Annotated in this window: 12 protein-coding genes, 2 pseudogenes and 1 riboswitch; of the genes and pseudogenes, 4 read left to right on the top strand and 10 right to left on the bottom strand. The window is 71.3% G+C overall.

From position 1 onward, the window contains the following. Positions 1-164: 164 nt before the first annotated feature. On the bottom strand, positions 165-611 hold the full coding sequence (locus OG302_RS01565) for a hypothetical protein (protein WP_371524965.1): 447 nt from the start codon (positions 609-611) through the stop codon (positions 165-167). 131 nt (positions 612-742) lie between these two features. Between OG302_RS01565 and OG302_RS01560 the strand changes: the two are divergent. Then, positions 743-903, top strand: a pseudogene (locus tag OG302_RS01560) (MerR family transcriptional regulator); the annotation flags it as partial. A 61-nt stretch (positions 904-964) separates the two neighbouring features. On the opposite strand, the gene OG302_RS01555 reads toward OG302_RS01560, so the two are convergent. Together OG302_RS01555 and OG302_RS01550 are read right to left on the bottom strand one after the other, a co-directional pair. After that, entirely contained in the window at positions 965-1129 is a 165-nt protein-coding gene (locus OG302_RS01555) for a hypothetical protein (RefSeq protein ID WP_371524964.1), read from the bottom strand. A gap of 391 nt (positions 1130-1520) precedes the next feature. Then, positions 1521-1856, bottom strand: coding sequence for an ArsR/SmtB family transcription factor (locus tag OG302_RS01550; RefSeq protein WP_371524963.1), 336 nt, complete (start codon positions 1854-1856; stop codon positions 1521-1523). A gap of 68 nt (positions 1857-1924) precedes the next feature. Between OG302_RS01550 and OG302_RS01545 the strand changes: the two genes are divergently transcribed. Then, on the top strand, positions 1925-2950 hold the full coding sequence (locus tag OG302_RS01545; protein WP_371524962.1) for a cation diffusion facilitator family transporter: 1026 nt from the start codon (positions 1925-1927) through the stop codon (positions 2948-2950). A 53-nt stretch (positions 2951-3003) separates the two neighbouring features. Here the strand turns inward: OG302_RS01545 and OG302_RS01540 are convergent, their stop codons facing one another. The 6 genes from OG302_RS01540 to OG302_RS01515 form a co-directional block, all read right to left on the bottom strand. Then, a complete protein-coding gene (locus OG302_RS01540; RefSeq protein WP_371524961.1) occupies positions 3004-4401 on the bottom strand; it encodes a cytosine permease in 1398 nt (465 codons plus the stop codon). Beyond that, complete coding sequence (tenA, locus tag OG302_RS01535; RefSeq protein WP_371524960.1) at positions 4398-5087, bottom strand: thiaminase II; 690 nt, start codon at positions 5085-5087, stop codon at positions 4398-4400. Before tenA ends, OG302_RS01540 begins: the two co-directional genes overlap by 4 nt. Positions 5088-5092: 5 nt before the next feature. After that, positions 5093-5935 carry a bifunctional hydroxymethylpyrimidine kinase/phosphomethylpyrimidine kinase gene (gene thiD / locus OG302_RS01530; RefSeq protein WP_371524959.1) on the bottom strand — a complete coding sequence of 281 codons (843 nt, stop codon included), beginning with the start codon at positions 5933-5935 and terminating at the stop codon, positions 5093-5095. Next, entirely contained in the window at positions 5932-6570 is a 639-nt protein-coding gene (thiE, locus tag OG302_RS01525; RefSeq protein ID WP_371524958.1) for a thiamine phosphate synthase, read from the bottom strand. Before thiE ends, thiD begins: the two co-directional genes overlap by 4 nt. A 233-nt stretch (positions 6571-6803) precedes the next feature. Next, positions 6804-7583 carry a hydroxyethylthiazole kinase gene (gene thiM, locus OG302_RS01520; RefSeq protein ID WP_371524957.1) on the bottom strand — a complete coding sequence of 260 codons (780 nt, stop codon included), beginning with the start codon at positions 7581-7583 and terminating at the stop codon, positions 6804-6806. 47 nt (positions 7584-7630) lie between these two features. After that, positions 7631-7756: riboswitch (TPP riboswitch) on the bottom strand. A gap of 98 nt (positions 7757-7854) precedes the next feature. Then, positions 7855-10914, bottom strand: coding sequence for a LuxR C-terminal-related transcriptional regulator (locus OG302_RS01515; RefSeq protein WP_371749991.1), 3060 nt, complete (start codon positions 10912-10914; stop codon positions 7855-7857). A 365-nt stretch (positions 10915-11279) separates the two neighbouring features. On the opposite strand from OG302_RS01515, the gene OG302_RS01510 reads away from it, so the two are divergent. Beyond that, a complete protein-coding gene (locus OG302_RS01510) occupies positions 11280-13046 on the top strand; it encodes a putative Ig domain-containing protein (protein ID WP_371524956.1) in 1767 nt (588 codons plus the stop codon). 288 nt (positions 13047-13334) lie between these two features. Next, complete coding sequence (locus OG302_RS01505; RefSeq protein WP_371524955.1) at positions 13335-13712, top strand: hypothetical protein; 378 nt, start codon at positions 13335-13337, stop codon at positions 13710-13712. A gap of 43 nt (positions 13713-13755) precedes the next feature. Here OG302_RS01505 and OG302_RS01500 read toward each other — a convergent pair. Then, positions 13756-13986, bottom strand: a pseudogene (locus OG302_RS01500) (hypothetical protein); the annotation flags it as partial. Positions 13987-14220 lie beyond the last annotated feature (234 nt).

The following is a 14220-nucleotide window of genomic DNA, read 5'->3' as shown; positions in this document are numbered from 1 at the left end:
ACCGCACCGGGCGGGACGGCAGTACCCGGGCGGGAGGCGGTGCGGCTCGGACCGGTGCCGGCGCGGCCTGTCGGGCGTACAGCGGAGCCTTGTCAAGGCGGTCGGGATCCGGGCGGGGATGTCGGCGGTGTGCTCGGTCTGGTCGGTCCGGCTCGCCGTGGTGATCAGCTCCCGACGGGTACGGGTTCCGCGTGGACCGACACGGCGGTGAAGTAGAGACCGTCGGCGCTGAGCCGGAGCGTCGGGGGCAGGCCCTCGCTGAGGGCATCGGAAATCTCGGCGGCCGGGTAGCCGAACAGGTCGATGCCGCGGAGGACAACCGGGCAGGCCGCCGGCCCGGTGAGCGTGAAGGGGTCGCGGGCGAGGCCGATGCCGGCCAGGCCAGGGGTGTCTTGGTACCGGCCGAGGCGGTCCGTGGTGTCGCCGTATGCGTCGAGCGTCAGGCCCCGGTACTGCGCGCTGAAGGCCCAGTGGGCGCCACAGACCCAGCCATCGCGGACGTCCGCGACGGTGGCGACGGCCCACTGAGCGGTGCGCTCGTCCGTGCCGAAGCGGAGGGTGCCGGCACGGCCGGGGAGCCGGAGACCGACTTCGGGAAGCAACTCGAACATGCGCAGAGGGTCCCAACCAACGGCACTGCGCCACAAGCCCGAAACGACGCTCACCTGCTGCTGACTTCCCAGGGGCATTTCCCGTACCCGCAGATCAGGCGGCTTGCGCGAGCCGGTCCGACCTGACCCGCGCGATCGACAGCCGCGCGGAACCGGTGCTCATCCCCTGGGGCTGCGCCGACGGCTTCTTCGAGGCGTATTGGCGCCGCCCCGAGGCATACCTGGACGAAGCACATGCGCCGCGGGGGCGGTGTGGACGAGGGGCGGCCCGGAGGCGGAACAGCGCGTGGTGACCTGCCAACTGCCTCCGGGCCGGCCTCGGCCTGTGGCCACTCGTGGCCTGAAGGGCGGTGTCAGCAGGGGCGGATGTCCCACGCGTCGGACCAGTTGCCCCAGCCCTTCTTGTTGTTCGGCGGGATCTCCGGCCACACGAGCTTCTTGTCCTTGTCGAGCACCTTGGCGTAGGCGCCGTCCTGATTGTTGATGTAGGCCCCCACCCCTTCCCAGTTGCTCAGCACGTGGGTTCCGCACTTCCAGAACTTGTAGATCTTCCAGCTCTTCTTCGCCGGGTCCCATGTCTCGGTGCAGAAACGGCCCTTGGGACAGGAGCTCAGCCCGTCCGTCGTGTGATAGATGTTTTCGGGAGCGGGGGTACCGTCGGTGACACCGCGAGTGTCGACACGGACTCACTGGCCTGGGCCTGAGTGGCCAACAGGGTGCCTGACAGTGCGGTCAGCGCTACAGCCGCCGCAAAGGACAGAGTCTTGATCGGCATGTGTTCGAACTCCCTCGGTTGCGCGTCGCGTGCTCGTTTCCTTCCGTGCACAGCTGGGCGCACCGGGACAACGAGCGCCCGACCTTTTGGCCCCTGCCAAAAGGTCGGGGAGGGCGGCGCCCTGACGCCGCCAGTCACCAACCAGGCGATGGCCAAGGGGAGTTGCCGCGTGGCAGTGCATGTTTGTCCGCGCGGCGGGATGCGACCAGCCCGCCTTCCCGCAGTATCGCCAGCTGCCGGCTGGCGTTTGGTACGGACACCCCTGTCGCGCACGTGAGTTCGGAGGTCGTGGCGCAGGTCAGTGCGCCGGACTCGTAGAGGAGTGCGGCGCGGGTGGGGCCCGGCAGGCGAGTCAGGAATGTTGGGGAGGCCGCAGTGACAGCGGTGAGGGGGGCCGGAATGCATTGCCAGCCGGACCGTGCTGTCGGCCTCAGGTCCTGGAGGGCGGCTCTGCACGTCTGGAGCCACACCCCCGGGGTACCCGACGGAGTGTTGTTCCCGGCAAGCACCACTGAGACCCCATGAACTGCGAGGCCAGATGACCGCCAAGCCGTCGACCGAGCTACCGTCGAGCATCCCGGCGTCGGCCAAAGGAGCGACCAGCGGGCAGGCCAAGAGGGACGAGTCCTCGAAGGACCAGGAGACGAAGACCACTGTGTGGGTGGCGCTTGCCGCGAACCTGGTCATCGCCCTGGCCAAGGTGGCGGGCGGACTGTTCGCGGGCTCGCCCGCGCTTCTGTCTGAGGCGGCCCACTCGATCGCCGACAGTATGAATGAGGTGTTTCTGCTGGCCGCGCTGCGCCGCAGCCGTAAACCGGCAGACCCTCAGCACCCCTTCGGATACGGCAAGGAACGCTTCTTCTGGTCGCTGCTCGCCGCCGTCGGTATCTTCGTCACCGGTGGCTGCTTCTCGGTCTTCCAGGGCATTGAGGCGCTGCGCTCCGAAAGCTCCGAAACCACGACCGGCTACATCGCGGGTCTCGTCGTACTCGGGGTCGCCTTCTTCGCCGAGGGCGGTTCCCTGGTCCGCGCGCTGTGGCAGGTGCGGCGACAAGAGGGCGGCGTCGGCTCCGACCCGGCCTTGCGTACCGTGATCGCAGAGGACGGTACCGCCGTGCTCGGCGTGACCCTCGCGATGATCGGCATGGGCCTGCACATGGCGACCGGCGAGGTGGCCTACGAGGCTGCAGCCTCCATGGCGATTGGCCTGCTGCTCATCGCGGTGGCCTACCGCCTGGGCAAGGATGCCAGGGAGCAGCTCATCGGAGAGTCGGTCGATCCGGAACTGCGTAAGGAGATAGCCCACTTCCTTGCCGAGCAGCCCGAGATCGACCGTGTCGCGAGCCTTCTCACGATGCGGCTCGGCATGGACTCGACGCTCGTCGCCGCCCGCATCGACCTCGCGCCCGGCCATGACAGCGAGGTCGTAGAACTCGTCATGGAGCGCATCAAGTCCGGTGTGGCCGAACGCTGGCCGCAGGCCGACCAGGTGTTCCTCGACGTCACTGAGGCGCCACCTCTCCCCGGTGCCGGGGTCGACCCGAACGTGCACGCGCAGTCCTGATCCAGGAACCCGCAGGCACGAAACCGATCCTTGATTGAGACTGCCGGGTGGCGCTAGCCGGGGAGCGACTCCTCGGGCGACGGTGCAACGTGCCGACGCCTTCGGCCCGCTGCGAGGGTGGCGAGGGCAGCTACCGCGAACGAGAGCAGGGAGGCGCTCATCCATGGCTGGACGGTGAGGCCCACGGCGTCCTGCAGCCAGGCCCACATGTCGGACCAGCCGGCGATGTTCGTGGGTGCGATCAGCTGGTAGGTGGCGAAGCCGAGGGTCCAGGGCACCAGCATGACCCAGCGGGTGGGGGCCTGTTCGGAGACGTCCCAGGTGCGGTGGCCGCCCAGGACGAAGAAGTCCACGACGAGGACGGCGAACATCGGGATGAAGACCGCGCCGATCAGGTAGAGGAAGCTGGCGTAGCTGTCCATGTTCACCAGGAGCGCCAGGGCGGTGGCCAGGGTGCCGCTGATCAGGCACAGGATGCGGCGGTCCGCCCGGGGGAGCAGGTTCTGGGCGGACAGGGCGGTGGAGTAGACGTTGGCGAAGGACTGGTCGACCTCGCGCAGCACCAGGACACCGAAGCAGATCACGCCGACGCTGGTGGCGGTGAAAGGGTCGAAGACCTTGTACGGGTCGGTGCTGTCGAACGCGATCACCGCCAGGGCGGCCACGCCGAGGACCGAGCCCGCCACGCCCGCGAGGGTCTGGCCGACGACCAGGCCGCCGAACGCCGCCTTCTCGCTGCGGGAGTGGCGCGAGTAGTCGGCGACCAACGGCAGCCAGGAGATCGACACGGCGATCACGCTGTCGGTGGCGAACCAGAAGTCCTTCCAGGAGCCGCCCTCCATCGGGATTCCGCGGCCGGCCAGGTCCCAGCCCAGGTAGCAGATGGCCAGGACGACAGCGATGGTGACGTAGCGGCGGATGAGGCGCAGGGCGCCGAGCGGGCGCAGCGTGAGCGCTGTGGTGACCGCGCCCGCGACGAGCACGTACAGCCAGCCGGGGCCCGGTTCGCCGAAGGCCTGGCGGGCCAGGATCTTCAAGCCGGTGGAGATGACCACCAGTTCGAAGACGGCCCAGCCGACCATCTGCAGCACGTTGAGGACGGTGGGCAGGTAGGACGCCTTCGCGCCGAAGAGGCCGCGCAGCAGCACCATCGAGGGCGCGCCGGTGCGGGCCCCGGTGATGGCGGCGAGGCCGAGGGCGAGAGTGCCGATCAGGGTGCCGATGACGGACGCGGTGACGGCGGCGGCGAACGACAAGGTCGGACTGCCGGTGCCCAGCGGGTCGAGGACGACCAGCATGCCGCTGAAGCCGAGCAGGCTCACACCCAGATTGGCCCAGAAGGTTCCTTGGTCCAGGCCGCTCAGGACCTTGGGGGTGGGCTGGTCGAGGGTGAGCGGCGCCTCGTTCGCCGGCGCCGGTGCCGGGGCGGTGGCATCGGTGGTGGTGGTCACTTTGCGGGCTCCGTAACCGGGGCAGGAGCGGCGCCGAACGGCCAGGTCTCCACGCGCCAGGCGGCGTCCCAGAACATCCACTCCCAGGTGGAGGCCGTGGTGAAGGCCGTACTCATGCGTGCGCGGGTGGCCGGGTCGGCCTGGTCCGCGAGCCGGTTGACGATCTGCCGGGCGTGTTCGGTGGCGGCTTCGAACTCTTCGTCGGCGTACGTGGCGATCCAGTCGCCGTAGGGGTGGGCAGCGAGGTCGCCGGCCTGCTCGAGGAGCCCCCGGCCCACCTCGGCGTAGATCCAGAAGCAGGGCAGGACCGCGGCGGCCAGCTCCGGGTATCCCTGGGTGTGGGCCACGGAGAGCAGGTAGGAGGTGTATCCGGTGCAGGTGGGGGAGGGGGCCCAGGCATCGACGTCGACGACGTTGCTCTGGTGCAGGGAGCTTTCGACGACAACGGCGTCGTGGGCGGACTTCGCGAAGAACGCGATGTCCTGCGGCCGGTCCGCTTTCGCGGCGGCGCTGGCCAGCGCACGGGCGTAGTCGCGCAGGTAGAGGGCGTCCTGGGCCAGGTAGTAGACGAACTTCTCCCGGTCCAGGGTGCCGTCGCCGAGGCCGGTGAGAAACGGCAGCTTGTCGATGGCCGAACGTATCTCGGCCGTGGCGGTCCACAGCTCGTCGCAGAACGTCGTGGTCATGGTGCTCAGCTCCAGTACTGGTGGAAGTGGTGGACAGGACCGTGACCGTGGCCGACGTGCAGGGTGTCGGCCGCGCGCAGGGCCCCGGTCAGGTAGTCCTTCGCGGCGCGGACAGCGGTGTTCCAGTCGTCGTGCTGCGGGCGGAGGGCGGCGATCGCGGCGGAGAGGGTGCAGCCGGTGCCATGGGTGTTGCGTGTGTCCACGCGAGGCGCGGACAGCTCGGTGACGCCCGCGCCCAAGGCGCCTGTGGCTCCTGTGGCGTCGGTGGCGTCAGCGAGGATGTCGACGGATTCTGCGTCGTGCGTGTGGTGGCCGCCCTTGAGCAGGACACGCTGGGCGCCGGCTTGGAGGAGTGCGCGGGCCTGCTCGACGGCGTCGGTGCGGTTCTGTGCGGCGGCGATGCCGAGGAGGTCGCCGGCCTCGGGGAGGTTGGGGGTGATGAGGTCGGCGAGGGGCAGGAGACGCTCGCGCAGCACGCTCACCGCATCGGCCTCCAGGAGACGGTGACCGCTGGTCGAGACCATGACGGGGTCCAGGACGACGTACCGGGGGCGGTGGCGCTCCAGCGCGTCCGCGACGGCTGCGGCGATGGCGGCGTCGGCCAGCATTCCGATCTTGACGGCGTCCACCCGGACGTCGGCGAACAGCGTGTCGAGCTGCTCGGTGACGAACGCCGCAGGCACGGCATGGATGCCGGTGACGCCCTGGGTGTTCTGTGCGGTCAGGGCGGTCAGGACGGCTGTTCCGTAAGCGCCGTTGGCGGAGAACGCCTTCAGGTCGGCTTGGATGCCGGCGCCGCCGGAGGGGTCGCTGGCGGCGATGCTGAGGGCGATGGGCGGGCTGGTCATGCGGGGACCTCCTGGCGCAGGGTGCGGATGAGGGAGCGTGCTGAGGCCTCGGGGTCGGGCTGTCCGCAGATCGCGCTGATGACAGCGATCCCGGCCGCACCGCTCGCCTTGACCGCGGCGGCCTGGGAAACGCCGATCCCGCCGATGGCCACGCACGGCAGCGGGCTCTCCTGGACGATCCGGGCCAGCCCGCCCAGACCGAGCGGGGCGTCCGCGTCCGGCTTGGTGGACTGCTCGAACACCGGACCGACACCGAGGTGGTCGACGGCATCCGGTACGTGCGCCAGCTGCCCGGGACGGCTGACGGACAGGCCGATGTAGGCGTGGGGACCGAGCCGGCGTCGGGCGGTCGTGGGGGAGAGGTCCCGCTGCCCCAGGTGGACGCCGTCCGCGTCCAGCCGGACCGCCACATCCAGACGATCATTGACGATCAAGGGGACGCCGGTGCCCGCGAGTTCGGCCTGGATCGCCTGGCCGAGCGCGCACAGCGTGCGGGCGTCCGCGTCCGGCTCGCGCAACTGGACAGCGGTCACACCGCCCTTGACGGCGGCTGCCACGGTGGCCGCGACACCGCGGTCGCCGCAGAGCCGGGTGTCGGTGACGAGATACAGGGAGAGGTCAAGTGGTGGTCGCATGGGGTGCTCCTTGGGGTCTCCCGGCCGGGCAAGGGCGTGGGAAACGCAGCGGGAGGTGCAGGGAAAGACAGGGCCCTGGCGTGCAGGAACCTTGAGTTGTCCGGCAGGGGTGAGGGTGTGCGTCTGCGGGGTCTGACCGACTTGGTGGTGGGTCGCACCCCAGGTCGGCGGAGGCTGTTCAGCAGGTGGCGTCCGGCCGACCGCTCACTGCAAACCCCGCAACACCCCTGCGCTCAGCGCAGGTTGAGGGCCTCGGCGAGCCGGTCGGGGCTGAGTTCGTACAGCGCATCGATCAGTGCGACCGCGAACGTGCCGGGCCCCGTCGAGCGCGTGGCGGCGCTCTCCGCGGCCACGGTGAGCAGGCCCGTCGCGGCAGTGGCGGCCAGCAGCGCGTCGCCGGTGACGGCCGTGCAAGCAGCCACCAGGGCGCCCAGTGAGCAGCCGGTTCCCGTCACCCGCTGCAGCAGCGGGTGCCCATTGGCCACACGCACCACGCGCGTCCCGTCGGTAAGGACGTCTTCCGGACCGCTCACGGCGACCGCGCAGCCGTAGCGCCGGCCCAGCGCGCCGGCCGCGGCCAGCGCCGCCTCGGGGGCATCCGTACTGTCCACGCCGCGCCCGCCCGTGCCGCCGCTGTCCAGCGCCAGGATCTCGGAAGCATTGCCGCGAATGACCGCTGGCGGCGCGCTCTCCAGGAGTTCGCGGGCCAGGCCGGTGCGCCAGGGCAGCGCGCCGACCGCCACCGGGTCGAGCACCCACGGGCGCCCGGCCCCGGCCGCTTCTTTGACCGCGATGCGCATCGCCTCGGCCGTCGCGGACGTGACCGTCCCCAGGTTGACCAGGACGCCCCCGGCCACCCGGGCCAGTGCTCCGGCCTCCTGCGGGCTGTGCACCATCGCGGGGGAGGCCCCCGCCGCGAGCAGCACGTTCGCGGTGAACTGCGACACCACGACGTTGGTCAGGCAGTGCACAAGGGGTGCGGAGCTCCGCAGCGACGCGATCACGTCGGCCACGGCCTCACGGGAAACGGCAGGGCCGTTTTGGGCAGGTACGGAGGCAGCATCCATCGTCAGCACCCTTCCTACGCCGGCATTACCCGGTCCAGGTTCATGCGGTCGGCAGAAAGGGGAGCAAGTCCCGTCCGCCCTCTCAGCCCGGCTACTCCCGAGCTCCCGCGGTGGTCACCACGCAATGTACCTCCCCCGGGAACGGGAGTTCGCACTCGGGGCACCGCACGGCACGACACGGCTCCGCTGGTGGCGGTCAGCGGTCAGCGGTCAGCGGTCAGTGCTCACGCGTGAGCGCGGTGGCGAGTTGGGTGCGGGAGCGGATGCCGAGCTTGCGGTAGATGCGGCTCAGCATGGTTTCTACGGTTTTGACCGAGATGAACATCTGCTGGGCCGCTTCCTGGTTCGTCGCGCCGGTGCGCACGAGTTCGGCCAGATGCAATTCGTGCTCGGTCAGACGTTGGGGCGTCGGTGCCGGCGAGTTGCTGGGTGCGGAGGGATGGCCTGTCAGGTGAGCCAGGTGGTTGTTCGCAAGCGCGGTCCAGGGGCGTGCTTCGGCGTCTTCGAAGAGCGTACGGGCCCTTTCCCACGCCGTTCGCGCAGCGGCGGCACGCCGGCGGCGGCGTTCGACACGGCCGCGCAGCAGGTGGGTGCGGCCCTCCTCGACGGGGAGGCCGAGCGCTGCGAAACCGTGGGCCGCGTCCGCCAGGAGTTCCGCGGCCTCGGCGACGGCGTCGCCACCGTCGAGGTAGCGGCACAGGCCTCGGGCGCGGGTCAGCGCTGCACGCAGAGCGGCGTGTGCGGGGTGCGCTCCCACCCGTTCCTGCATGTGATCCAGCAGACCGCGGGCCTCGTCCGTACGACCGCAGAGCGCGTACGCCTCCACCGCGTCCCCCTGCCAGCGCAGCACGGCTGGATCAGCGGCCCCCGAGCGCGACTCCAGCTCCGCGACCTCCGACAGCGTCGCGGCGGCCTTCTCGACGCGACCGGTGTGCAGAAGTGCGGCGCCCAGGGCCCATAGACCGCGTGTGGTGTGCAGCGCGTCCTGTTCCTCGCGCGAGGCGCGCACGCCGTGGGCGGCGTAGCGCAGTGCGTGGGCGAAACTGCCGCCGCCGGCCTCGGCCATGGCTGCCGTGTACCAAGCGGGACCGGGCGACAGGCCCGCCGCCGCCGTGAGGTCGACGGCACGGGCCGACCAGTGCAGCGCCTGACCGCAGGCACCACGCCCTGCCTCGACCTCGGCGAGGCTGCGCCACAGATCCACCAGGTCCTCCGGCTCACCGCACTCCTGGGCCGCGGGCATCAGGTGCAGGAGGAGAGCGCGGGCCTCGGGCAGGCGGGCGTCGAACACCGCGTGGCGGGCGGCGAGGTACTGAGGGCTGTTGCGGATCCCCAGCCGCGCAGGCGGCACGGCCAGCGACAGTGCCCGGTCCAAGGTGGCCGTGGCGGTGTCGAGGTGGCCCAGGACGCGCTGCATCCGGGCGGTCATCGTGAGCGCGGCCGCCTCCAGCGGGATGTCGCGAGCTGTTTCGGCCAGGCCGGTGGCGGCCTGCGCGTGGTGCAGGGCACTGGTTGCATCCGCGCCGGAGAGGTTGGCCTGCACTGCGGCGCGCAGTTCGACGGCGGCGAGCAACGCGGGGTCCTGGGCGGCGGTCCTGCGGGCGGTGGCGAGCAACGGGCGCGTTCCGGCGGTGTCCTGACCGTGCGCGTCGACAACGGACAGCAGGGCGTGCACCTGCTGGGCGGGAGCGCCGTGCTCCGCCACGATGCGGTCCGCCGCAAGGCGGGACAGCGCGGCAGAGCCGCCGGCCGCTGCCTCCTGCGCCGCCTCGGCGAGGCGGTCCAGGCGCAGCCGGTGCCGATCGGCGGGAGTGAGGCGTGCGGCGAGGAACAACAGCTCGGCCGCGCGCAGACGTTCGCCCACCGTGCGGGCCACGACCGCCGCGTGTGCGGTGTCTTCGGCGACGGCCAGGTCCGGGGACTCCTGGGCCAGCGCGGTGTGCAGGGCGCGCGCGACGGTTCCACGACAGCAGGCGGCGAGGGCACGGTGGATCGCGGTGCGTCGCTCGCGGGTCACCGTGGCGGCCGCGGCGTCGGCCAGCGCCGGCGCGGCGAACCGGTAGGGGAGAGGTACACCTGCGGGCAAGGGGCCCGTGCTGCCGTCCGTGGTGAGCAGCCCGGCGTCGCGGGCGTGGGCGAGATGGTCTTCGGCGCTGCGACACCCGCTCTGCCGCAGCAGGTCCGCGTCGCATCCGCCCGCGAGCGCCGCGACCTGAAGCGTGGCGCGGACGTCGGCAGGAACGGAGGCGAGCCAGGCGGCGGCGAGGTCGCGCACCTGCCGTGGCGGGTCAGGTGGCCCGGTGCGGCCGTCGGCGACGCCAGGAGGGGATCGCAACCAGGCGTCGAGCAGCCCCCGGTGGCCGCCGCAGTAGCGGTGCAGGGGTGCCGCCCACCGAGCGGGCCACCCCAGGCGCGCGCATTCGGCTGCCGTCTCGGCGAGGTCGCACGCGGGCACGGGCATGACCACCGGATGGCCGCCGAGGAGCGCGGCCGCGGCCGAGGGGTGGCCGCTGGTGCGTTCGGCTGCCACAGCGGTCAACCGATCGGCGGCAAGAGTGCGGATGGCGTAGCCGATCAGGTCCGCGCTGGCGGGGTCCAGCCACTGTGCGCCGTCGATCACGAGCAGGACCGGAAGACCTTCGGCGAGCAGACGGGTCAAGGCCAGCCGCAGCCGCAGCGGGTCGTCGTCGGGGCCGGTGGGCAGGGCGGCGACCCACGCGGGGTCCTGCGTGAGGGCGTGCGTGGCTGGGGCTGATGGGGCCTCTGCGGTCTCTGTGATCCTGGTGCTCCCTGCGATACCCGCATCCCCCATGGCCCCTGTGATCCTCCCGGTTTCTGGCGTCTGAGCGGGTGCCGCAGGCGTGAGTACGCGCGCTCCGCCCTCCGGAGACGCCGTGTCCTGCGAGCCCTGCGCACACCGCGAATGCTGCAGGGACTTGAGCGAGTCCGGGGAGGGGGCAGCGCCTTCTGGACGAGCGCCAGTCACCCCTGCACGTGCGCCGCCACCCTCGGCCCCCTGCACCGTCCCACCGTGCACGCCATCGCCGACCTTCTGCGTCTGTGCCGCACTGAGCAGCTGCACCAACGCGCCGTAGCGGACTCCGGCATCACCCTCCTGCGCCCGCACCCGCAGACACCGACGCATCACACCGGTGTCCCGCACGGCTGAAGCCTGCTCGGCCAGTGCCTCCAGCAGAGTGCTCTTGCCCGCACCCCACGAACCACTGACCGCCAACCGCCCGTGGCGCTCCAGCAGCGCGGCGGCGTCGCGGACCACGGCGGCCCAGCCGTCCTCCGCCGGACCTGCCTCGCCGCCCCTACCCGTGTGTCCTCGCACAGCGGGCACCGTAGGCGCCCGCCAGCCCCAGCACAACGCCTGGGCACGCCCCAGGTCCGGGACGAGGGATCTCCCTGACACGCCCTCTCACCGACCAGGTCCGCCGGGCCCGGCCCCACCGCCTCCCCGGTCGGGAGCGTGCACGACGGGGGCCTTCCCGGATACCGCCCACGCCCCGTCACCAGCACGCTGTGGGCCATCCGGGCGGCATTCCCACCGCTCACCCCACACCGGCCCGCCCCGGATACACCACATCGCTGCTGATGCCCCGTCACCGGCGCCCCTCCCCGAAAGGACACACCCCCATGCCAACTCGCTCTCAACGACCGCTCCTGACCGGCCTCTTGGCCGCGGCAGCCCTCGCCGGACTGGCTGCCGTGCCGGCTCTGCCCGCTCAGGCGGACACCCCCTCCGACCCCTCCCCGAAGACGACGGCCCAGCCGCGACTGCCGGCAGCACTCCGCGCCGCCCTGGCGCGAGACCTCGGGCTGAGCCCCGCGGGCGTGACCGCGCGCCTGGCCGACGAACGGCGCGCCCAGCGCGTGGCCACCGAGCTCCGCGCCACGGTCGGCGACCGGGCCACCTCCCTCTGGTACGACGCGGCCGACGGCCGCCTGCATGCCGCCATCACCACGCCCCGGGCCGCCGAAGCCGCGCGGACGGCGGGAGCGGTCCCGCACCAAGCACGCCGTACACGCGCCGAGTTGGAGGCAGCGGCGCACAAGGCCGGTGCGTGGAGCCGGGGCATACCCGGCGTGCGCTCGTGGGGTCCAAACGCCCGCGCGGGACGCGTCGAAGTGGTCATCGACCCTGACGTATCGTCCGCTGCCACCAAGGCCCTGCGCGCCAAGCTCGCCTCCCTCGGCGGCCTCATGCGGGTGGTCGAGTCCCGCGACCTGCCCCGCCAGCAGGGCGGCAACGTGGTGGGCGGCGAGAAGTGGACGCCCGGCAGCGAATCACCCTGCTCGATCGGCTTCCCCGTGACACGGACCAATGGCACCGGCAAGGCGTTCCTCACCGCCGGGCACTGCACGAACGACGTCAGCCAGCCCGCATACGGCAAGGACGGCACGCGCGTGGGCACCTCGAACAAGAACGGCACAGGGTCGGTCAACGCCCGCGAAGGCGACATGGGCATCGTCGACGTAGACCAGACAGGCTGGTCGCTCGTGCCCTCGGTGGCGGGCTGGGGCCAGGGGGACGTCACCGTGACGGGCTCCGCCGAAGCGGTCGTGGGCACGGCCGTGTGCCACTCGGGCCAGACGACCGGATACCAGTGCGGTGAGGTCACCAAGGTCGACCAGAGCGTCGACTACGGCAACGTCGTGATCGATGGGCTGTCCTACTCCAGCGCCTGCTCGGCAGGCGGCGACTCGGGCGGCAGCTACGTCACCCCGGCCGGGGGCCGGGCCGTGGGTCTGCACTCCGGCGGCGGCAGCGCGACGTGCAGCGGCGGAAGCGGCGAGAAGTACACCATCTTCCAGCCGGTCAACGAAGCGCTCACCAAGTTCGGCGCGCAGCTGGTGACATCAAGCCCGCAGCCCGGCGAAGTGCGAGTGTCGGCGGTCTCCGCGCAGACCACCGCCACCGGCAGCAAGGTGGAGCTGCGCAACAGCGCCGAGGGCGGCACGGCCCCCTATACGTGGACGGCCACCGGCTTGCCCACAGGCCTGTCCATCGCCGCGTCCACCGGCACCGTCACGGGAAGCCCGACGGCCGCAGGCACCCATCAAGTGACGCTGACCGCAACGGACGCGGCCGGAAAGAAGGGAACCACGTCCTTCACGTGGACCGTGACGGCCTCCGGCACCGGCGCACCCAAGCTCGCCGACCCCGGCAGCCAGAACGGCTACGTGGGCAAGCCGCTGAGCGTGCCGCTCAAGGCGACCGGCGGCACGGCCCCGTACACCTTCTCCGCCACGAACCTCCCGGCAGGACTGACGGTCGACCCCACCACGGGCGTTATCGCGGGCACGCCCACGACCTGGGGATTCAGCAACGCGACGCTGATCGTCACGGACGCGACAGGCAAGAAGACCTCCCTCACCGTCACCTTCACCATCTGGTCCTGACCGATGAACGACCGCCGTCCCGGCCCCACCGACCGGGACGGCGGCCGTCCACGCATGCTCCAGCACCCCTGCCGCCCGAACCCCTGACGGCGCCAGCCACCGCCGACCGCTCAGTGCACCCGCAGCCACCGAATCGGTGCCCTGCAAGGAGCGAGGAGGGCTTCTCCTGAGGGCGGGTGTCTGGCGCTGGAGAGGGCTACGTAGGGTATGCGGCGTCGCACGCAGAGCCGCCTGAACGTGGCGTCCGCGGGCCGGGCTGCAGTCAACTGATCAGCAAGGGGGCCCGTCATGAGCACGGGAAACGCGCAGTGGATACGTATCGCGTCGGGCGTCGTCATGGCGGCGGGCATGGTGTGGGCGGTGTTCCTCGCCTTCTGGCCGGTCCAGTACGAAGGCAAGGGATACCTGCGCGAGGGCGGGGCTGCGGAGTGGCCCGCGCCGTGCGGGGCGCCCGCGTTCTACGAGCAGTCGTCCTTCGCCGAGTGGCTGTTCGACGAGCGGGAGTTGACCGACAGGGACGCAAAGCGGTTCGCGGCTGCATGCGCAGACAAGGTGGACACCCGAGCCCGCGGCGCGGTGGGTGTCATCGTGATCACGTTGCCCATCGCCGTGCTGTGGGTACGCTGCGATGTCACCCGCCAGGCCAAACGCGCAGCGGTGGTCTGAGGCGCCAAGTGCCGAGGCAGGCACTGCTCCGATGTCAGCAGGCCGGGGATCCGCTCAAGCAGCGCCGGCAACTCCCGTGCACGTCCACCGGCCCCGGATCACACGCCGGGTCGAGGAGCGTGGAGAACTCCCCGGTCTGCTCGCCGTCTTGCCCGATGGTGACCACGGCGACCGACAGCCCCCGGCCCCGCCGTGGTATCTGCCCGGAGGTCTCCACGTGCGCGGTGGACCCTCGCAGTCGTTGACGGCGAGCGCCGCTTCTGACCTCAGCCAGGCAGTTCAGGTGGAGGATTCCCCACCCGCTCACCGCATGAACAACGGCCCCTGCCAGAACACTTCCGTTCTAGTGGTCGTCGCAACACCCCAGCTCAAGGGGTGCGATGGCCTTCTAGATCCGGGAGAACCGGCAGGAGGCCGTGGGCCGTAAAGCCCTGGTCCGTGAGCGAGCTGAATACTTTCGGCTCATGGACCAGGACTTCCACAACACAGAGGCTTGCCGGATCGTCGG

The sequence above is a fragment of the Streptomyces sp. NBC_01283 genome (assembly GCF_041435335.1).
Lineage (GTDB): Bacteria > Actinomycetota > Actinomycetes > Streptomycetales > Streptomycetaceae > Streptomyces.
This window is presented reverse-complemented; position numbering and strand designations above follow the sequence as displayed.

Coding starts and splice junctions, on each gene's coding strand:
- OG302_RS01565 (WP_371524965.1), bottom strand. CDS start 611: ATGTTCGAGTTGCTTCCCGAAGTCGGTCTCCGGCTCCCCGGCCGTGCC.
- OG302_RS01545 (WP_371524962.1), top strand. CDS start 1,925: ATGACCGCCAAGCCGTCGACCGAGCTACCGTCGAGCATCCCGGCGTCG.
- tenA (WP_371524960.1), bottom strand. CDS start 5,087: ATGACCACGACGTTCTGCGACGAGCTGTGGACCGCCACGGCCGAGATA.
- thiD (WP_371524959.1), bottom strand. CDS start 5,935: ATGACCAGCCCGCCCATCGCCCTCAGCATCGCCGCCAGCGACCCCTCC.
- thiE (WP_371524958.1), bottom strand. CDS start 6,570: ATGCGACCACCACTTGACCTCTCCCTGTATCTCGTCACCGACACCCGG.
- OG302_RS01510 (WP_371524956.1), top strand. CDS start 11,280: ATGCCAACTCGCTCTCAACGACCGCTCCTGACCGGCCTCTTGGCCGCG.
- OG302_RS01505 (WP_371524955.1), top strand. CDS start 13,335: ATGAGCACGGGAAACGCGCAGTGGATACGTATCGCGTCGGGCGTCGTC.